This window comes from Sulfurimonas paralvinellae (assembly GCF_014905135.1).
GTDB classification, from domain to species: domain Bacteria; phylum Campylobacterota; class Campylobacteria; order Campylobacterales; family Sulfurimonadaceae; genus Sulfurimonas; species Sulfurimonas paralvinellae.
Map to the genome: position 1 here is coordinate 2,008,267 of NZ_CP041406.1, position 20,794 is coordinate 2,029,060.

The following is a 20,794-nucleotide window of genomic DNA, read 5'->3' on the forward strand; positions in this document are numbered from 1 at the left end:
TATGACGAAGTACATTTTTGTGACCGGAGGGGTTTTAAGTTCTCTTGGAAAAGGGATAACAGCTGCAAGTGTTGGTACACTTTTAAAACATTCCGGTAAGAATGTAGGGATGTTGAAAATCGATCCATACATCAATGTCGATCCTGGAACAATGTCACCACTGGAACATGGTGAGGTCTTTGTCACAAAAGACGGTGCAGAGACCGATCTTGACATCGGAAACTATGAACGTTTCTTAGATACTTCATTCTTAAAAAGTTCAAACTTCACAACAGGTCAGGTCTACTCAAGTGTTATCGAGCGTGAGCGTGCCGGCGGTTATCTCGGACAGACCATCCAGGTCATTCCTCATATCGTCGGTGAGATCGTAAAACGCATCAAAGAGGCCGGTGAAGGTCATGATATCCTTGTTGTCGAGCTCGGTGGAACGGTTGGCGATATCGAAGGTCTTCCTTTTATGGAAGCCATTCGCCAGATGAAACATGATGATGAAGTTGCAGGAACATTTTTCATCCATGTAACACTCATTCCTTACATTAAAGCCGCAGGTGAATTAAAATCGAAACCGACTCAGCACTCTGTTCAGGAGCTTCGCCGTATCGGAATCACACCGCAGATGATAATTGCCCGTAGTGAAAACGCACTGCCAAAAACATTCAAGAAAAAACTTGCAATGAGCTGTGATGTAAGTTCTGACAGTGTTGTCGAAGCACTTGATGCAGCAAGCATCTATGATGTTCCAATGAGCTTTTTACGTCAAAACATCCTCAAACCAATAGCAAAAGAGCTTGAACTCGGTGAAGTAGAGCCGGATATGACCGAGTGGGATTCTCTTGTCAAAAAGATAGTTCAGCCAAAAGGCCGGGTTGTCATTGGCTTTGTAGGAAAATATCTCGCGCTTAAAGAGTCTTACAAATCGCTTACAGAAGCACTCATTCATGCAGGAGCTCACTTAGACAGCCGTGTAGAGATCTGCTGGGTAGATTCTGAAGAGATAGAAGAGCGTGGGGCTGAGGAGCTTTTACGTGACTGTGACGGTATACTTGTTGCAGGAGGTTTTGGCTCACGCGGTGTTGAAGGAAAGATCCAGGCGATTGAATATGCCCGTGTGAACAAAGTACCGTATCTTGGTATATGTCTTGGTATGCAGCTCACACTTGTTGAATATGCCAGAAATGTTCTTGGATATGAAGGCGCAAATTCAGTTGAGTTCGATGAGGAGACACCATACCCGATGATCTATCTTATCGACAACTTTTTAGACCAAAGCGGCGGTATGCAGTTGCGAACGCACCAATCTCCAATGGGTGGAACACTTCGTCTTGGAGAGTACCCTTGTGATACAAAAGAAGGCTCACTTCTGCGTGAAGCATACCATGGTGCAAAAACAATCTATGAGCGTCATCGCCACCGTTATGAAGCAAATCCTGCCTACAGAGAAGCACTTGAAAATGCCGGCATGATAGTAACAGGTGAGTCTAACGGTCTCATCGAGACTGTTGAAGTAAAAGATCACCCTTGGTTCTTAGGCGTGCAGTTTCATCCGGAATTCACATCACGTCTACAGACTCCAAATCCATCGATCTTAGCGTTTGTAAACGCAGCGCTCAGTGCTGAATAGTACGCCGCATATAACCAAATCAGATCTTTATAACATTCTTGCATCGAGATTCGATGCAGAAAAAAAACTCTCACAAATCCCAAACCCTTCACTGCTTCATGATGCAGACAAGGCTGCCAAAAGAATCGCTCGTGCAATTACCAATAAAGAACGCATAACACTCGTGGGAGACTATGATGTTGACGGCGTCAGCTCTACTGCCATTATGGTTGAATTTTTCAGACAGATTCCCTATCCGCTTGAAGCTATCATTCCCAACCGTTTCAATGACGGCTATGGCGTCAATCCTACTGTTTTGCAGCGTGTCGATGCCGACTTGGTCATTACTGTCGATAACGGTATTACCGCTGTAGCTGCTGCAGATATCTGTAAAGAACGTGGCATTGATCTCATCATTACCGACCACCATACACCTTCAGAAACACTGCCTGATGCCTACGCAATCGTTGACCCTAAACTTCCTGAATGTGAGTATCCTTTTAAAGATATATGCGGTGCTCAGGTTGCCTGGCTGTTACTGGCACTTGTAAAAAAAGAGTTGGAGCTTGCCATTGATATGCGGCAGTTTTTAGATCTGCTGGCCATTGCCATTATTGCCGATGTTATGCCGCTTGTTGACATCAACAGAACGCTTGTCAAAGAAGGGCTCAAGCTCATTACTACCTCACGCAGACCGGCTTCTATCATCATACGAGATTTTTTAGACAAAACAAACATCAGTAGTGAAGATATCGCTTTTATGATAGCACCGCGGATCAACTCTGCGGGAAGACTCGAAGATGCATCCCTTGCCTTGGAGTTTTATACGGCATCCGATACGCACACGGCATATAAACAGTTTGAGCTTTTAGGGCAGCTCAATGAATTGAGAAAAGAGACTGAAGCACAGACAACGAAAGAGGCGACTGAGTACGTTCAAGAACAAGATAAAATCATCGTCGTTGCAGGTGAAAGTTGGCATGAAGGTATTGTCGGCATCACTGCCTCACGCCTTGTCGATCGATTTGAAAAACCTGCGATTGTCTTGAGTATCAATGAAAATGAGGCAAAAGGGAGTGCCCGAAGTATCGGAAACGTTAGTATCTATAAGCTTATAAAAGAAAATGAACACTTGTTAACAAAGTTTGGCGGACATAAAATGGCAGCAGGGCTAGGGCTATTGCGTGAGGATATCGATGCTTTTCGAGAAGCGATCAACAAAAGTGCACAAACTGTGCCCACAGAAGATTTTTTACCTCTTGAGCAACTTACCGGCATCCTTAAAACAGATGAAATAGATCTGGAACTTTTAGAACTTTTAGAGCAATTTGAACCGTATGGAGAAGCGAACCTACGGCCTAGTTTTTTGCTTCATGAAGCCGAAGTTGTCACTGTAAAACTTATGGGAGCAGACAAATCTCACTCACGCATAGAGATACGGCAATACCCGCATCAGCGAAAAACAGTCGAACTTATCGCCTTTCGAACCGTTTTTGAAATGCCTGCGGACAGGAAGATAACCTGTTCGTATTCTATTGCCAAAAATGAGTTTAACGGCAGAGTTTCGCCACAGCTATTAGTGAAGAAAATTTATAATGCAGCAAACTAAATGTTTACAATTTCGTAGAGATGTTTTTGAAATCAATACTCTTGACAAACACTTTATAGCGCTTGCAAGCAGTTCTCAAAACATTAAAATCATTGACCCATATAAATGCAAAGTACTTCATAACATATACTCTGAACTACTCTGTGAAAAGACGACAGCCGTTGCCTTTCACCCCACACAAGAGATTATGGCTCTTGCAAACGAATCAACGCTCTTTATTTTAGATACGACCCACCGAAATATCATGCAAACAATCAGCACCCATGAAGGAACCATAGATATGCTTCTCTTTCTAGAGAATACGCCTTATCTTATCTGCAGTACACAAAATGGCAGAGTCCTGCAGTACAGATATGAAGGAAAATCACAGATTTCAAGACTCTGTTCTTTTCCATACAGCACAACAGCAATAAAAAAACAGATCAAGAACAATTATATAAGTGCAATTGCACATAATAGTGAATATCTGGCCTGCAGTGGATACGGCGGTGCCGTCACACTGTTAAAATTTCATTCTCACGCAAAGAAATTCACCTTTGAAGTCTCCAAAAGCAGAGTCAATGCTCTGGCTTTTTTAGATGATAAAAGAGTTATCTTTGCCAATGTGGAAGGAACACTTTTTACCGCGAAACTACGTAAAAATGCTGCTATCACGCAGACAAATACGCTGCAGCGTGATATTGCACAGATTCTTCCTCTACCACATAGTCATTATGCGCTCATTGTCTCAAAATCAGACACTATAATGCTCTTTGACTACAAAAAAAACAAAATAGTAACAAAGAACTTTCTCTCCTTTGATGTGCCCTTAAAAAAAGTAATCCTGTTAAATGCAAGTGAGATGCTTGTGGCCCTCATAGACAACAGTATAGTGAAGCTTTTCCTTGGTAACCAAGCAACACTCAAACAGCAACTAGAAGCTGGCAATATTTTAGAGGCTTTAGAGCTTATAGAAGTAAATCCTATGCTGCAAGAGACTCCAGAGGCAAAAGAAGCTGAAGAACTATATAAAAAACTATATAGTAAAACTGTTTTGCACTTTCTCAAAACAAACAATAAGGAAGTTTTAGAGGTTTTGCAACCCTATTCCAAGCTGAAAAACAAGAAAAATGACTACAAAAATCTTCTTCTTTCACTTGAGAACTATCCCAAGCTGCAAATATTCTATAAAGAGCATAAATATGCCCTTGCCTATGCTTTATGTGAAAAGTTTTCCACGCTGCAACATACTCCAGAGTATCAAATGTTGGAAGAGCACTACAAAAAGAGTTTTACCCTCGCACAAAAACAACTACTTCTAGGGCGATTGCAACAGGCAAAAGAACTGCTGGAGCCTTTTACCACAGTACACTCAAAACGATCGATGATGCAACTTCTTTTACGGCAGAACAAAGAGTTTTTAGCATTTTTAAAAGCGGTTTCTGAAAAAGATTATGACAAAATCAATACACTGCTGCAGAAAAATCCGAACTTTCAAGAGATACCCTCCTACATTGCTCTGTATACCCAAATAGAAGATGATCTTAATAGACTGAAAAAACAGATAGATAAAGGTGAGATATCCAAGGCTATGAATATGATAAAAGAGCTGCAAAAGATATCTTCGTTAAAACAAGAACTGCATAGTCTATATAAACAGGCACTCGAAGCCAAAAAGCTGCTTCACTATTATGAAAAAGAGAACTTTAAAGAATGCTATGAAACACTTGATGAGAATCCTGAACTTGAGTCCATGCAGCTGGCACAACTCTTGGAAAAACACTGGAACAAGCTCATTGACAAAGGTGAAATGTATGCGCTTGAAGGGAATATAAAAGCACTTAAGGAGACTTTTGGAGAATTACTGCATATAAGTACACGTAGAAATAAGATAGGGGATCTCCTGCGACTAAGCTTTCACAGTAAAATAAAGCAGGGACTTCATCAGCGTAACTACAGAGCTGCAGAAAATCTCATCTACTCTTATATTGACATATTTGGAATGGATAGCGAAATAAAACAACTCATGAATGGTTTTGAAAAAGTGACGCAGACAAAACTTGCCATTACTTTTAACCAGCAAAAACATAAAGAACGCAACAGCTGGATTTACTCGGAAATCCTATAAGGATATCTCTAAACTTTTTTTTCAATTCCCATAAGCTGGATCAACTCTTCCACCGTTGCTTCAAATTTTTCAATATACATCGCACCCTGGGCAATAAAGCGCATCATTGCATCCTTTTTCTCTATAGCCTCATCAAGCTCTGCATCACTGCCCTGAACATAAGCGCCTATTCGGATAAGTGTCTCGTTCTCTTTGAGCAGCGTATAGAGACGGCGAAACTTCATAACCGCTTGAAAATGTTCCTGAGAGATAATGTCGTTCATCACCCTTGAGGCTGAGTTGAGAATATGCACAGGCGGGTAGATACCAAAGTCTGTCATCTCACGTGAGAGTACGATATGTCCATCCAAAATAGAACGGGATTGGTCAGCAATAGGGTCACTCATATCATCCCCTTCGATAAGAACGGTAAAAAATGCGGTAATACTCCCTTTACCCTCTTCTTTGCCTGCCCGCTCCATCAACTGCGGTAAAAGTGTCAAAGATGACGGCGGATAGCCTTTTGAAGTCGGCGGTTCGCCAAGAGCCAACCCTATCTCACGCTGCGCCATTGCAAAACGTGTTACCGAGTCCATGATAAAAAGGACATCCTCTCCTTTATCTTTAAAGTATTCTGCCACGCTCATTGCTGCAAAAGCACCATATTTACGCATAAGCGGCGAATCATCGGAAGTTGCTACTATGATAACGGTATTTGTTAGATCACCACCCAAATTTTTCTCTATAAACTCAGGAACTTCACGCCCACGCTCACCAATGAGGGCTACAACTTTAATAGGGGCATCTGCACCACGGACGATCATTCCCATCAGTGTCGATTTTCCTACGCCGCTTCCAGCAAAGATGCCAAGCTTTTGTCCTTTACCGCAAGTAAGCAGTCCGTCGATACTTTTGACACCGACAGAAAAGACCTCATCGATCATTCCGCGCTTCATCGCTGCAATCGGTGCTTTGATAATAGGCGCCATTTTAGAAGACCTGATCGAGCCTTTGCCGTCGATTGGCCGCATGAATGGATCTACAACACGCCCAAGCAGGGAAGAACCTACAGGAATATTCAGCCCTGTAGAATCCAAAAAGACCCTGTCACCTGAACGAAAGCCTTCAACAAAAGAAAACGGGGTTATGTAAAATAGACCACCGTCTATTTCAGTAACCATGCCGACCGTTTCGAGCGTACTCTCGTTGGAAACCACTTTTACCATATCACTGATGCTTACATTCAATCCGCGTGCGGTAATAACAGTTGCATTGATTTTAACGACTTCACCAAAAGCTACCGAGTAATTTTTCTGCGCAAGTTTTTCTTTTAGTGAACTCAGCGGCATAATCTAGTATCTACTTCCCGATGGAGAATTGATAAGTGAGAAGAATTCAGCCCGTGTCTTTTCATCTTTTTTAAAGAGTCCGCGAAGTGCTGAAGATGTCGTTGTGGAGTTTATCTTCTCAACACCACGCATCTCCATACACATATGGCGAGCCTGAATGACAACCGCTACGCCCTTTGGCGCGATTGTATCCATGATTGCATCGGCAATCTGCTCTGTAAGCTGCTCTTGAATCTGCATACGGCGTGCAAAGACATTGACTACACGAGGAATCTTTGAAAGTCCGACCACTTTACCGTCAGGAATATAGGCGACATGAACCCGTCCTATGATTGGCAGCAGATGATGCTCACAAGTAGAATAGAACTCTATATCTTTGATAAGAACCATCTCATCGTTCGAGCTTGTAAAAAGTGCTGAAGAAAGAATCTCTTTTGGATCTTCTTTATAACCGCCATAGATAAATTCATAGGCTTTTCTGACACGTTTTGGCGTATCAAGCAGGCCCTCACGCGAAGGATCTTCTCCAACATGAACCATCATCGTTTTTACTGCATTTTCAAATGCTTCATTTTTATCTGACAATTTTTTTGCCTTCTTAAGATTTAATGCTGATAGGATATCAAGAGTTTGCTGAGAGTATAATTTGGTAAAAGTTCATTCCCACCCAAAAGGGTGGAAAATGTATGCTAGTGGATAAGAATATGAGGAACGATGAGAGGATATTTCTTCATTTTGCGGTAGATGTGTTTTCTCACCACCTGACGCAGATCACCCTCTAATGTTTTTGGACTGCCAATAAGCCCCGGCTTCATATTGATAAGGAAATTTTCAATGATCTCTTCCATCTCTTTTGCAAAAGCTTTATCTCGTTTATCCGGTACAATACCAAAGGTCGTAACTTTTGGTTTGTCCATCATCTTACCGGTCTGTTCACTCACCTGTGCAACCATCATAACCACACCGTCAGTTGCAAGTTTTTGGCGGTCAAGCACGATATCATCTTCAATCTCATGATTGTTTTGATTATCAATATATGTTTTACCTGTCTTGACCGTTTTGACTTTTCTCATATATTTCGGTGCAACTTCTATCTGCTCACCATCTGTCATCAAGAGAATATTTCTCTCGGGAACACCACACATCATTGCTGTCTCTTTATGTCTCATAACATGATTGTACTCACCGTGAACAGGTAAAAAGAACTTAGGATTGACAAGACGAAGCATCAATTTCTGTTCTTCCATAGAAGCGTGTCCTGAAACGTGTAAATCTCTGTCCATCGCAACTTTTGCACCGCCTTTTTGAAGGTGATTGAGCATTTGTGAAATGCTTCCTTCATTACCAGGAATCGCACGTGAAGAGAGAATAATCAAATCACTCGGTTTTATCTTGATATGTCTATGCTCACCGATACTCATTCTAAAGAGTGCCGAATTCGCTTCTCCTTGAGAACCCGTTGTCACAATAAGAACATCTTTGTCATTCATGCGTGCAACTTCATCTGCATCAACAAAAATATTTTTCGGAAATTTAATATAGTCATACTGTAGAGCGACTTCAATGTTTCTCTCCATAGAACGGCCGATAACACAAACCTTACGTCCATACTTGATTCCGTACTGAATTGCCTGATAGACACGGTGAATGTTCGAGCTGAACGTCGAGAGGATAATACGCCCTTCTGCTTTAGAGAAGACTCTGTCAAGTGCCGGTGCTACAGAAAGTTCTGAAGGTGTTGGAGCAGGGTTATGTGAATTCGTTGAATCACTCAACAAACACAACACACCTTTATCTCCATAATGCGCCAAGCGATGCAAGTCGGCAGTATATCCATCAACCGGTGTATGGTCGATTTTAAAGTCACCCGTGTGAATGATAGTTCCAGCTTCTGTCGTAATTGCAAGTGAAGAAGAATCTAAAATAGAGTGTGTCATATGCATCCACTCGATCTCAAAGTCATTTCCGATTTTATAGACTTTACGTTTCTCAACCGGATTGAAATATTTTCTAAACTCTTTAAGGTGATGTTCATCAAATTTGTTACCAATCATTGCAAGAGGAAGCGGTGTTCCATAGATAGGAAACTGCATTTCTCTAAAAAGGTACGGAACCGCACCGATATGATCTTCGTGTGCGTGTGTGATTATAATACCGACGATCTTGTCTTTTATCTCACGAATATAAGAAAAATCAGGCACTAAGATATCAACTCCATGCATCTCTTCATCTGGAAAACTCATACCGACATCTATCAAGATCGCTTCATTATCTGTTTCGAACACAGCAATATTTCCACCGATCTCACCAAGGCCGCCAAGCGGTGTGATACGCACTTTTGCTTTTGAGTCCAGGTTCAATTTATAATGAGGGTTCAATCTCTGTTTATGAACTTCCTGATTTTTAATGACAAATGATTTTAGTGTATCATCGACTGGAGCAGGGCCTCTTTTGTGTCGGTTACGGCTTTTATTGCGGTTATTGTTACTCGGTTTTGCATTTTGGTTCTTATTTTGGCTGTTTTTATCAGCACCTTGCCTATTTTGATTATTATTAGGCTTACGATTGTTGTTTCTTCTGTTGTTATTTGGTTTGCGGTCTGTTTGAGGTTTGCTTTGCTGCTGCGCCTCTTTCTTTTCTTCTGCCATCCAAACTCCTTATTTAAATTATTTTATAGAGTTGGTGATAGTCCTTCGTGCTAACTTGATGAGGGCGAATCGTTAATGTAAGTCCAAGCTTTTCAAAAGCCTCTTGAAGTGTTACTTTCTCATATTTAGAAGAGAGATTTTTCATCAAAGTCTTGCGAGGCTGCGTAAATGCAACTCTAAGCATATCCTCGAATTCTTTTTCACTTCTGTCTCTACTCTTTTGTATAAGAAAAACTGCAGAGTCAACTTTGGGCTGTGGATCAAATGCAGTTGGCGGAACTTTCACGATTAATCTCGCGTCTCCTACACTTTGAGCAATAATGCCCAACGAACCAAATACTTTCTCTCCACTTTCTGCGCAAAACTTTTCTGCAACTTCAAGCTGTACCATTACAAGTATGTTCTTACACATTGGATCTGCGAGTGCTTTGAGTATGATGTTCGTAGCTATATAGTAGGGCAGGTTTGCCACTAAGTCATACGGCTCATCTATCAAAGTATTCTTCCAAGCTTCTAAAACATCTCCACAATGAATGTGAAGTCGCTTGGTAGCGATCTCTTCTTTAAACGTAGTTTGTAATAGTTTACATAAATCGGTATCTACCTCAAAAGCTTCTACACTTTTGACATCAACTAAAAATTTAGTTAAATCACCTAAGCCAGGCCCAATCTCTACGACTTTATTGTCATTTTTGGGCATCGCTTCGACGATTTTTCTTAAAATGGACTCATCTTTTAGAAAGTTTTGTCCAAACTTCTTCTTTGCTACAACACTTTCTCTATTCATAGTGCTTAGTCTATACTAAAAATACTTATAAAAAGGTAACAAAATGAAAAAAGTAACTTTTTTCATCCTATTTACTTCATTACAGAGTCTATTTTTTCCTGTATTACCGCTTCTAGTCTTCTTTCTAGTCTTTCAACTTCATCGACAAATTCTTTAGCATCTCTTTGCATGTTCTTTAATAAATTATCAACATGTTTCTGCTCTGCATCAGAAATATTTTGTCGTTTCGCACCCATGAGTTTTGAAAAAAAGCCCGCTTTATTTGTTTCTGAAAAAAATGTATTGTATATTTCAGAGTATCTTTCATGTAACTGTTGATGGAGTGTTTCAATGTTTTGCATACATTCCAAAGGATTGTTCGAAAGCTTTTTGAGCTTTTGTCCCTCCTTGTAAAACCACTTTCCAAACTCACTTTCCCGTGGATCAATAGGAGGTATTCCCTGATCATTTTTTGTTCCTGCAATAAGATTTTTCGCCTTATCTATCCACTGTAAATTTGCTAGCTTTGCTTTTTGCAAATCTTCTATAATTTCTTCTTTTGTCATTTCATTCCATTAATAATTGTTATACATTATAATACGGAATAGATTAAACCAGCATAAAGTCATTTTAATGAATTGTTTCACGTGAAACAAATTGGTCATTAAGCCTAAAAGTGTATAATTTTAAAATGAAAAATTATTTTGCTAAAAGAATCATTCCATGCTTGGATGTCAAAGATGGCCGTGTTGTCAAAGGTGTCAACTTCGTCGGTCTTAAGGATGCAGGCGATCCAGTAGAGGTTGCACGCAGATACAACGAAGAGGGTGCCGATGAACTTACCTTTTTGGATATAACAGCTTCATCCGACAATCGAGATACTATCGTCGATATCGTTGCTCAAGTGGCACGTGAAATCTTCATACCGCTGACTGTAGGCGGAGGCATACGTAAACTCGAAGATATCTATAAACTTTTGAATGTCGGATGCGATAAAGTCAGTGTAAATTCTGCAGCCATCAAACGCCCTGAACTTATCGATGAAGGTGCAAAGCGTTTTGGCTCACAATGTATCGTTACGGCAATAGATGTCAAACGAAATGAGAATGGAAGCTACAATGTCTATCTCAATGGTGGGCGTGTCGATACAGGCATAGATGCACTTGAATGGGCAAAAGAAGTTGTAGAGCGTGGAAGTGGCGAGATCCTGCTTACATCTATGGATGCAGATGGTACAAAAGCCGGTTTTGAGTTAAATATAACCGAGCAGATATCAAAAGCCGTCAATGTCCCAGTTATAGCAAGCGGCGGGGCAGGAACGATGGAGCATATCAAAGAAGCTTTCGAACATGGTGCAGATGCAGCACTAGCCGCTTCTATCTTTCACTATAAAGAGATAGATATTATGGATCTCAAACACTATCTGCATGACAATGACATTCCGGTAAGACTATAACATAATGATAATCTGCGCAGGAAACAATGAAACATTTGATTTTGCTACTCCTATGGGAGTAGGACTGATAGAGACAACAATGAACCTCACGCGGCTTTGTCTTTTTGACAAACCTGAGTTTCTTCTCTTTGTAGGCACTGCCGGAAGCTATGGCCAAGCAGAGATATTTGACATTATAGAGAGCAAAACAGCAGCGAATATTGAACTCTCTTTTTTGACTAACGATGCTTACACTCCACTGGAAAATGTCATCACTACAAACCTAACAGACAAAAAAGACATTATAGTCAACTCATCTAACTACATCTCAACCAACGAAACGCTTACAAAAAACTTTTTAAAATTTGGCATCGGCATAGAAAATATGGAATATTTTGCCGTGTTATCTGTGGCAAAAGAGTTTGAGATACCTGCCGGCGGCGTTTTTTGCATAACAAACTATACAAACAAAAACGCTCATGAAGACTTTTTAAAGAACCACGACAAAGCAAAAGCATTACTTCAAGAACATGTCAAAAGACGTATAAAGGAACTAACATCATCATGAATGAAATAAAACCCTCTCTTTATGATTTCACCCTCAAAGATCTAACAGCGTTAGTCAAACCATCATTTCGCGCAAAACAGATCTATGGATGGCTCTATCACCAGTATGCCGATAACTATGAAGCTATGAAAAACATACCAAAAGCTATGAAAGAAGAACTAGCTGAAAAATATTTGGTAAATCCTATGAAAATTGTCCGTAAAGAAGAGTCGGATGACGGTACCATTAAATATCTCTTTGAACTGCAAGATGGCAAAACTGTCGAAGCTGTCTGGCTCAAGATGAAAGATGCCCAACATGATGAAGAAGGTAATCTCACGCAAGAGGCAAAATACACTATCTGTGTCTCCACACAGGTTGGATGCAAAGTGGGCTGCTCTTTTTGTCTTACTGCAAAAGGAGGCTTTACACGAGATCTCACTGCAGGTGAAATAGTGGGGCAGGTTGTCAATCTTAAACGTGACAACGACCACAAACATAACAGAAAGATAAACATTGTCTATATGGGCATGGGCGAGCCACTTGACAACCTTGACAATCTTGCTAAAGCCATCTCTATTTTTAAAGAAGAAGAGGGTCTGGCAATATCAGGAAAAAGACAAACAGTGAGCACAAGTGGTTTAAGCAACAAAATAGATCAATTGGGTTCAATGGACTTGGGAGTGCATATAGCTATTTCACTTCATGCAGTGGATGATGAACTGCGAACTGAACTTATTCCAATGAATAAAGCACATAACATCAATTCTATTATTGAAGCTGTAAAACGTTTTCCTATCGATACACGCAAACGTGTTATGTTTGAATACCTCGTTATAAAAGATAAGAATGATGATCTAGGGAGTGCTAAAAAGCTTGTTAAGCTACTCTCCGGTATAAAGGCCAAGGTCAATCTCATCTACTTCAATCCTTACCCTGGAACACCTTATGAGCGTCCAAGCTATGAAGACATGTTCGCTTTTCAGGAATACCTCATTAAACACGGGCTTCTTTCTACGATTAGAGACTCCAAAGGCATCGATATTTCTGCAGCCTGCGGACAGTTAAAAGAAAAAACAGTAAATGAGCTTTCAAACTAACAGATAGCAAACAACTCGAGGAGTATAATTTCACTCATATTATTTAAAGGCTTATTATGGGTGATTTAACGGGTGTAGATATCGCTGAAGTGATTTTATTGGTTGTTGTATTTGCAATAGGCGTAGGCGGATTTATCTGGGCTGCTACAAAAGAAGACTAATGGCAGATGGTACAACAAGTACAGAAGCATTGAAAAAACTAAGAAGTCGAGTGAAAAAGATCATTAAAAGAGATACTGCAGTATAAAAGGTGACGACCAACACACCAGGGAGGTCGTCTATGAATGTAATAATACCCTACTTTTCTTAAAAAAATCAAAATTTAGATTTCTTCTCTTAAAACAAATTATAAATCAAAAAATATATATAAATTTTCCTCAAGTGTGTATTATTCACACATTGTTCTAACTTGTGAATATCACATTGTTTTTTCTGATATAAATTGCAAATTTTTTTTACTTTTTAAGAAATTTTTTATATAAATAATAACTGAAACAAACACCTAGAATTTTGGATAGTCCCTATAATAGGGGATTTTGAAGATTATACGCCAAATCCATTATTTAAATGAATAATTTTTATCTTATACATAAAAAGTTATTCACATCAATGCTTATTAAATATGCAATTAGTGAATATTATGTATATATTGGAGTGCTAAGGCTTCAAAATTCACATGGCTTTTAATATTATATTTTTCTCCATAAAGATCAAACTCTAATTCACTTGCATGCAACAACAGCCTTTGAGACCCGCTTTTAGAAAATCGCTCTTCTTGAGAAAGTTCTTTATCTAAAAATTTAACAATATCATTTTCATCTTGTCCATATATTGGATCACCGACGATTGGATGTTTCACGTGAAACAAATGAACACGTATCTGATGCTGTCTTCCGGTATGCGGTTTACACGCAACCAAGCTCATATCTAATTCCGGAAAATATTTTAAAAGTTTAAAATCTGTTTTTGATACTTTACCGCTTTCATCTACACGAACAACCATTCTTACAATTGCACTCTCATCTTCTGCTCTCAAAAGCGGAGCTTCAACACAAAGCGTCTCTGGAAACTCTCCGTGAACCATAGCAAGATATGTTTTTTTCATATCTCTCTCCTGAAACATTATCTTAATGTCTCTTTCGCTTGTTTTGTTTTTAGCACAAAGAACAAGACCGCTTGTCTCCTGATCTATTCTATGTGTAATATTTGCATCACGTCCATATTGATACTTCAGCTCATCTATTAAAGAGTAGGGTGTATTTCTATTTTGGGGATGAATAAGCACTCCGCTTGGTTTGTCAAAAACAACAAACTCCTCAGTTTCAAATGTAGGCTGCAATCCTTTCGTGATCGGTTCAAAGTAGATAAATTCAAATTCACCTTCAATATCTCCACCCGCTTTTGTAAGCGGCTCACCATTGACAAGTAGTCTGCCTTTAGCAATAAGACGCTGCGCTTCTTTTTGTGTGTAACCCAATTCATTCATTAGATAGAGAAAAGCTCTCTGTTTCTTTTGCGCTACAAATTTCTTTTTTACAAATGGCAAGCTTAATTCCTCTATTATGATAGTTATTGTAAAATATCATACTTATTTAAAACGAATTTTAGCACAATAAAGTTCTTAATCGAAAAGGTAAAAAATGGTAGATAGATACTCACGTCCAGAAATGGCAGACAAATGGACTTATCAAGCAAAATACCAAGCTTGGTTAGATGTAGAAAAAGCGGTTGTAAAAGCTTGGGCGAGACTTGGAAAGATTCCTCAGGAAGATGCAGACAAGATCGTTAAAAATGCAAGTTTTGATATTAAACGTATTGATGAAATAGAAGCGGTCACTCGTCACGACCTCATTGCATTCACTACTTCTGTAGCAGAGACGCTTGGCGATGAATCACGATGGTTTCACTATGGTATGACATCATCAGATACGATCGATACAGCTGTTGCCCTTCAAATGAAAGATTCCCTTGCTCTCATCATTGAAGATGTGAAAATGCTAATGGAATCTATCAAAAAACGCGCAATGGAACATAAGATGACTTTAATGGTAGGACGCTCACACGGTATTCACGGTGAGCCTATCACTTTTGGTCTTGTACTTGCTGTCTGGTATGATGAGATGGCACGTCATTTAGAGAATCTTGAACAGACTATGGACGTGATCTCTGTGGGACAGGTAAGTGGCGCAATGGGTAATTTTGCTCACGCACCATTAGAACTTGAAGAGTACACTTGTGAAGAGCTTGGGCTAAAACCTGCTCCTGCATCAAACCAAGTCATCCAGCGTGACCGTTATGCCCGCCTTGCATCTGCTTTGGCACTTATGGCCTCTTCCATTGAAAAATTCGCTGTACAGGTTCGCCACTGGCAAAGAACAGAAGTGTATGAGTGTGAAGAGTATTTTGCAAAGGGACAAAAAGGTTCATCGGCAATGCCGCACAAACGTAATCCTATACTTACAGAAAACATTACAGGTCTTGCCCGCATGATTCGTGCCTATGCAAATCCTGCTATGGAAAATGTGGCACTCTGGCATGAACGTGATATCTCTCACTCATCTACTGAACGCTTCTGGCTTCCTGATGCTTTTGTTACATCTGACTTTATGCTCCATCGTATGAATAATGTTATAGCAAACCTGACCGTCTATCCTGAAAACATGATGAAAAATCTCAATCTGACAGGCGGACTTGTCTTTTCTCAACGTGTTCTTCTTGAACTTCCTCTTCAAGGTGTCTCACGTGAAGATGCTTACAGAATAGTTCAAAGAAACGCTATGAAGGTTTGGGAAGAGATTCAACAGGGTCGTCCGACTACAAATGAAAAGGGTGAATCACTATACCTGAATCACCTCTTGGCAGATGAAGAACTCAGAAGCAAACTCTCTGAAGAACAGATTCGTGAATGTTTTAATTATGACTACTACACAAAAAATGTAGACAAAATTTTCGCAAGAGTTTTTAAATAGAATTTATAACTTTTTTTTATACTTTTCCAGATGTGTAACATCTGGAAAAACTTTCAAAAATATTTCCCTACTTCAATCTTTTTAAATAATAATTTCGATAAAATCAGATACATTAAAAAACAATATTTCGTAATTTTTTATCTAATGATTTTAAGAGTCGTTACATAAAAAATTCTTCATATTCAAGTTAGGAACAAGATCAATGATTACAGTTATAAAAAGAAACGGCAGAACCGAACCCCTTGATATTTCCAAAATACAAAAATACACTTCCGCAGCGGTAAAGGACTTAGCCAATGTAAGTCAAAGTGAGCTTGAGGTCGATGCTCAGATTCATTTCCGTGACGGTATAACATCCAAAGAGATTCAAGAGACACTCATCAAAACAGCCGTTGATAAAATCGACATCGATGCACCAAACTGGACCTTTGTCGCTTCAAGACTTTTTCTTTTCAATCTTTACCATCAGGTAAATGGTTTTACAGGCTACTGCTCATTAGAAAAATATTTTGAACGCGGTGAAAAAGAGGGACGTATCTTACTTGGTCTGCGTGAGATGTATGATCTTGAAGAGCTTGAAAAACACATTAAACCCGAGCGTGACCTCCAGTTTAACTATCTTGGGATAAAAACACTTTATGACAGATACCTCATAAAAGACCGACAGGGTGATCCTATAGAACTGCCGCAGCATATGTTTATGGCCATTGCCATGTTCTTGGCACAGCGCGAAGAAAAGCGCCAAGAGTGGGCTATTAAATTTTATGACATGATAAGTAAATTTGAAGTAATGTTAGCAACACCGACACTCTCAAATGCAAGAACACCACGACATCAGTTAAGCTCATGCTACATCGGATCAACCCCGGATAACATCGAAGGAATCTTCGATGGTTACAAAGAGATGGCAATGCTCTCTAAATTTGGTGGCGGTATCGGCTGGGACTGGACACAGGTCCGTTCAATGGGAAGCTTTATCGACGGTCATAAAAATGCAGCAGGCGGAACGATCCCTTTTCTTAAGATAACAAACGACATCGCCATTGCGGTCGATCAGCTTGGAACTCGTAAAGGGGCTATTGCCGTCTATCTCGAACCATGGCACATCGATGTCAATGACTTTTTGGACCTTAAGAAAAACTCAGGTGAAGAGCGTCGTCGCGCCCATGATCTTTTCCCTGCAATGTGGCTGAACGATATGTTTATGAAAAGGGTTGAAGAGGATGCTATCTGGACACTTTTCGATCCATACGATGTGCGTGAGCTTACTAACATGCATGGAGAAGAGTTCAACAAACGTTATCTTGAACTCGAGCAGGATGAGACTATTATTAAAGAGAGGGTCAAAGCGAAAGATCTATGGAAAAAGATCCTGACATCATACTTTGAGACCGGCTCACCTTTTCTCTGTTTTAAAGACAATGCAAACCGTGCCAATCCAAACGATCACTACGGTACTATCAGAAGTTCCAACCTTTGTACCGAGATTTTTCAAAATACACAGCCAAACCACTACAAAATAAAGTTCATCTTTGAAAACGGTGAAAGTGTTAGTTATGAAGAAGAAGAGATTGTAAAAGTTGACAGCGGCATTGAAAAACCGGCTAAAAAAGTTACAGCACTCGATTCGCTCGGCGGCATGCAGATCTTTGTCGTCGAGAAAGAAAAAGTAGACGGTGCTACTGCTGTATGTAATCTCGCTTCTATCAACCTCTCACGTGTTAATACAAAAGAGGATATAGACCGCATCGTGCCGACTGCCGTCAGATGTTTGGACAATGTTATCGATCTTAACTTCTATCCGGTAGAAAAAGTAAAACGTACAAACATGCGAAGCCGTTCTATCGGTCTTGGTGTTATGGGTGAAGCGCAGATGTTAGCTGAATCGGGTATAGAATGGGGCAGCCAGGAACACTTTGACAAGATAGATGAAGTGATGGAGTCTGTTTGTTATAACACCATTAAGGCCTCATCAGATCTTGCTGTTGAAAAAGGAAGTTATCCTGAATTTGAAGGTTCTAAATGGAGCCGCGGTATATTCCCTCAAGATCACGCCAATGCAGATGTCATCAACCTTGTTGACCGCGGCGGACTCTTTGCTTCGACCTACGAGTGGGATGAACTCCGTGCAAAAGTAAAACGTGACGGTATGAGAAACGGTTATCTAATGGCTGTCGCACCTACAAGTTCCATCTCTATTCTAACAGGAACAACACAGGCTATCGAGCCGGTATTTAAACGTAAATGGTTTGAAGAGAATCTTTCAGGGCTTATTCCGGTTGTCGTTCCAAAACTCTCACCGGAGACATGGAGCTACTACACACCGGCATACGATCTCAATCAGACAGTCCTTATCAAAGCCGCAGCCATTCGTCAAAAATGGATAGACCAGGGACAATCGCTTAATATTTTCATCACACTAGACAAAGCAAGTGGACGTTATCTCAATGAGATATATATGCTTGCTTGGAAACTCGGTCTTAAATCGACTTACTACCTTAGAAGCCAGTCTCCGGAAATGGCAAGCGATGTAGAAGACAGATCTATGGAGTGTGTAGGTTGTCAATAGAATGAAACCGCTCAATCCTTCCGAAATTGCTAAATTTTTAGAGAGATTTGACGATTTTAAAGAGTGCGAAATTCGCTCGTTGGAGATAATCTCCCCGACAGAAATGAAAATGACGCTAGCGGTACAAGATAAAGCACGTGCATATGACTGGATAACGATCAATCTGCTCTTCAGTGATGTCAACGATGCACAGTTGGTAGATGAGAACAAATTGCCATATATAGATATGAGTGAAGGAGTAAGTATACTTCACAGTGAAGGTCTCTTTGCCTTTGCTGTCGGTTCTTATAAGAGCTTTTCATCCAGTAAAGATTCTTCGCTCTTTATCATCTGTAAAAACATCAAGTACAGTGAAGGTGCATTTTAAAAAGGAACAAAATGAGTTATGAAGTAAAAGGCGAGATATTAGGTTTTCAAGATACAAAAAAAGTAGATATTAAAGAGATAGATACACTCTTTTCAACAATGATAGATGAAGCAAATGAAAATATCTCTTTTACATTGGCAAACCCTTTTGTCCTCAGAGATTACACGATTGACATTCCATTGGATGCCAAAGATCTTTTAGAGATCGATGAAAATTCACAAATTGGTGTTTATAATATTCTCATTATCCAAAAACCTTTGGAAAAATCAACGATAAACTTTCTCGCTCCCATCATTATAAATCTCGATAAAAAGCTTCTCACACAGGTTATACTCGACCCGAAAAAACATCCTGATTATGGAATGGCTGAAACAATAGAATCGTTTAAATAAATGGAACTAAAGTAGCAAACAACTCTCTTTTTTTCCTGTAAACTTACAATTGATAAAATATATTTTATAAAAAGGAGAAATCATGAGAGTTGTATGTCCTCACTGTTTGGCGGTCAATAATGTACCAAAAAAAGATTCTTATAAAAAAGCCAACTGTGGTAAATGTAAACAATCACTTTTAGATACAAAACCTATGGAACTGAATGAAAGAAATTTCGATGAAGTTATCGCTAACAGTGATATTCCTGTTATAGTTGATTTTTGGGCACCTTGGTGCGGTCCGTGTAAAATGATGGCGCCGAATTTTGAACGTGCTGCAGAGAGTTTTCCGCTCAAAGCAAGATTTGCAAAAGTAAACACTGAAAATGAGCAAAATCTCGGAGCACGTTTTGGTATTCGCTCCATCCCGACTATCATCGTCTTTAAAGATGGACGTGAAGTAGACAGAGTCAGCGGTGCACTCGATGTCAATGCACTCAGCTCACTTGCCTCACGCTACGCTGTTTAACTATTTAACATAGGAGCAGCAGTAGTCTGTAACCGTCTTTATCTTAAGATCAAACGAAGTGTTAGCAGGCACTTCAAATGTTTCAGGAGTGTGAAGAGTCTTCCACTCCTCGCCTGGAAGTTTTATATCAAGCTCACCGCTCATCATCTCCATTATCTCTTTATCAGCAGTATTAAAAGTATATTCACCCGGAAGCATAATTCCCAAAGATTTAATACTCCCGTCACTAAACTCAACCGTTCTGCTTGTTACTTTACCATCATAATAGATATTTGCCTCTTTTAGCACTGTTACATTTTCAAATTTTGACATCTAATTTTCCTTTTACTTATTTTTTAATTTTACTCTTTGCGAGTGAGTAATTGCTACCGCCATTGCATCGGTGATATCAAGCGGCTTTATCTCTTTTTTGATTCCCAAAAGCCGCTTAACCATAAAAGCTACCTGCTCTTTTTGTGCCTTTGCCTTTCCTGTAAGCGCTTTTTTTACCTGCAATGCAGTATATTCATGAAACTGCCCGAACTCTTGAAGCAGTTTTAGCATTATAGCACCACGAAACTGTGCAAGTTTTATCGTCGTTGCCGGATTATGTGCATAAAAGATATCTTCCATCGCCACTTCATCTATGGTATGTTTTTCAAAAAGCAGCTCTATTCCCTCAACCATCTGCGGAATCTGAAACTGCAGATCTTCGGCCTTCATCTTAATAAGTCCCGCCTCTATCAAAGAGATCTTTCCATTTTCCAAAGAGATAAGAGCATAGCCCATATTTCGTGTTCCTGGATCTATTCCGAGTATTGTCATAATGCAATTATATCCAAAGAGTTTTATTTAACTATTCACATAATC

The 20,794-nt window shown here is 39.7% G+C and carries 19 protein-coding genes; 11 read left to right on the forward strand and 8 right to left on the reverse strand.

Going from position 1 to position 20,794, the window contains the following annotated elements; genetic code table 11:
* The first annotated feature begins 1 nt into the window (after position 1).
* From pyrG to FM071_RS10325, 3 genes are read left to right on the forward strand one after another with little or no spacing between them, the layout of a single operon-like run.
* On the forward strand, positions 2 to 1,621 hold the full coding sequence (gene pyrG / locus FM071_RS10315; protein ID WP_193110906.1) for a CTP synthase: 1,620 nt from the start codon (positions 2 to 4) through the stop codon (positions 1,619 to 1,621).
* Positions 1,611 to 3,209 (forward strand): single-stranded-DNA-specific exonuclease RecJ, encoded by a 1,599-nt coding sequence (recJ, locus tag FM071_RS10320; RefSeq protein WP_193110907.1) that lies wholly within the window; start codon positions 1,611 to 1,613, stop codon positions 3,207 to 3,209. Before pyrG ends, recJ begins: the two co-directional genes overlap by 11 nt.
* Complete coding sequence (locus tag FM071_RS10325; protein ID WP_193110908.1) at positions 3,196 to 5,316, forward strand: WD40 repeat domain-containing protein; 2,121 nt, start codon at positions 3,196 to 3,198, stop codon at positions 5,314 to 5,316. The genes recJ and FM071_RS10325 overlap by 14 nt, the downstream gene beginning before the upstream one ends.
* A gap of 8 nt (positions 5,317 to 5,324) precedes the next feature.
* On the opposite strand, the gene fliI is transcribed toward FM071_RS10325, so the two are convergent.
* From fliI to FM071_RS10350, 5 genes are all read right to left on the reverse strand, one after another.
* Positions 5,325 to 6,644, reverse strand: coding sequence for a flagellar protein export ATPase FliI (gene fliI / locus FM071_RS10330; protein ID WP_193110909.1), 1,320 nt, complete (start codon positions 6,642 to 6,644; stop codon positions 5,325 to 5,327).
* A 3-nt stretch (positions 6,645 to 6,647) separates the two neighbouring features.
* Positions 6,648 to 7,229, reverse strand: a complete 582-nt coding sequence (gene folE, locus FM071_RS10335; protein WP_193110910.1) for a GTP cyclohydrolase I FolE — start codon at positions 7,227 to 7,229, stop codon at positions 6,648 to 6,650.
* A 104-nt stretch (positions 7,230 to 7,333) separates the two neighbouring features.
* Positions 7,334 to 9,292: a ribonuclease J gene (locus FM071_RS10340; RefSeq protein ID WP_193110911.1), complete on the reverse strand. Its 1,959-nt coding sequence runs from the start codon at positions 9,290 to 9,292 to the stop codon at positions 7,334 to 7,336.
* 13 nt (positions 9,293 to 9,305) lie between these two features.
* A complete protein-coding gene (rsmA, locus tag FM071_RS10345; protein ID WP_193110912.1) occupies positions 9,306 to 10,079 on the reverse strand; it encodes a 16S rRNA (adenine(1518)-N(6)/adenine(1519)-N(6))-dimethyltransferase RsmA in 774 nt (257 codons plus the stop codon).
* Between the two features lie 71 nt (positions 10,080 to 10,150).
* The gene (locus FM071_RS10350) at positions 10,151 to 10,624 is read right to left on the reverse strand and encodes a CZB domain-containing protein (RefSeq protein WP_193110913.1); all 474 of its coding nucleotides are present in this window, start codon (positions 10,622 to 10,624) and stop codon (positions 10,151 to 10,153) included.
* Between the two features lie 125 nt (positions 10,625 to 10,749).
* Between FM071_RS10350 and hisF the strand changes: the two genes are divergently transcribed.
* Genes hisF through rlmN form a run of 3 tightly spaced genes read left to right on the forward strand, consistent with a single transcriptional unit; the run spans position 10,750 to position 13,140 of the window.
* Positions 10,750 to 11,514, forward strand: coding sequence for an imidazole glycerol phosphate synthase subunit HisF (gene hisF / locus FM071_RS10355; RefSeq protein ID WP_193110914.1), 765 nt, complete (start codon positions 10,750 to 10,752; stop codon positions 11,512 to 11,514).
* A 4-nt stretch (positions 11,515 to 11,518) separates the two neighbouring features.
* A complete protein-coding gene (locus FM071_RS10360) occupies positions 11,519 to 12,061 on the forward strand; it encodes a phosphorylase family protein (RefSeq protein WP_193110915.1) in 543 nt (180 codons plus the stop codon).
* Positions 12,058 to 13,140, forward strand: a complete 1,083-nt coding sequence (gene rlmN / locus FM071_RS10365) for a dual-specificity RNA methyltransferase RlmN (RefSeq protein WP_193110916.1) — start codon at positions 12,058 to 12,060, stop codon at positions 13,138 to 13,140. Before FM071_RS10360 ends, rlmN begins: the two co-directional genes overlap by 4 nt.
* 628 nt (positions 13,141 to 13,768) lie before the next feature.
* Here the strand turns inward: rlmN and FM071_RS10370 are convergent.
* Complete coding sequence (locus FM071_RS10370) at positions 13,769 to 14,686, reverse strand: RluA family pseudouridine synthase (RefSeq protein WP_193110917.1); 918 nt, start codon at positions 14,684 to 14,686, stop codon at positions 13,769 to 13,771.
* A 94-nt stretch (positions 14,687 to 14,780) separates the two neighbouring features.
* On the opposite strand from FM071_RS10370, the gene purB reads away from it, so the two are divergent.
* From purB to trxC, 5 genes are all read left to right on the forward strand, one after another.
* Complete coding sequence (gene purB / locus FM071_RS10375) at positions 14,781 to 16,109, forward strand: adenylosuccinate lyase (protein ID WP_193110918.1); 1,329 nt, start codon at positions 14,781 to 14,783, stop codon at positions 16,107 to 16,109.
* A gap of 202 nt (positions 16,110 to 16,311) precedes the next feature.
* Complete coding sequence (locus FM071_RS10380; RefSeq protein ID WP_193110919.1) at positions 16,312 to 18,678, forward strand: ribonucleoside-diphosphate reductase subunit alpha; 2,367 nt, start codon at positions 16,312 to 16,314, stop codon at positions 18,676 to 18,678.
* 1 nt (position 18,679) lies between these two features.
* Positions 18,680 to 19,045, forward strand: a complete 366-nt coding sequence (locus FM071_RS10385; RefSeq protein ID WP_226960535.1) for a hypothetical protein — start codon at positions 18,680 to 18,682, stop codon at positions 19,043 to 19,045.
* An 11-nt stretch (positions 19,046 to 19,056) separates the two neighbouring features.
* Positions 19,057 to 19,437 (forward strand): flagellar assembly protein FliW, encoded by a 381-nt coding sequence (fliW, locus tag FM071_RS10390; RefSeq protein WP_193110920.1) that lies wholly within the window; start codon positions 19,057 to 19,059, stop codon positions 19,435 to 19,437.
* Between the two features lie 82 nt (positions 19,438 to 19,519).
* The gene (trxC, locus tag FM071_RS10395) at positions 19,520 to 19,945 is read left to right on the forward strand and encodes a thioredoxin TrxC (RefSeq protein WP_193110921.1); all 426 of its coding nucleotides are present in this window, start codon (positions 19,520 to 19,522) and stop codon (positions 19,943 to 19,945) included.
* On the opposite strand, the gene ppnP is transcribed toward trxC, so the two are convergent.
* Together ppnP and ruvC are read right to left on the reverse strand one after the other, a co-directional pair.
* Positions 19,946 to 20,257 carry a pyrimidine/purine nucleoside phosphorylase gene (ppnP, locus tag FM071_RS10400; protein ID WP_193110922.1) on the reverse strand — a complete coding sequence of 104 codons (312 nt, stop codon included), beginning with the start codon at positions 20,255 to 20,257 and terminating at the stop codon, positions 19,946 to 19,948.
* Between the two features lie 12 nt (positions 20,258 to 20,269).
* Entirely contained in the window at positions 20,270 to 20,749 is a 480-nt protein-coding gene (gene ruvC, locus FM071_RS10405; protein ID WP_193110923.1) for a crossover junction endodeoxyribonuclease RuvC, read from the reverse strand.
* Positions 20,750 to 20,794: the final 45 nt, after the last annotated feature.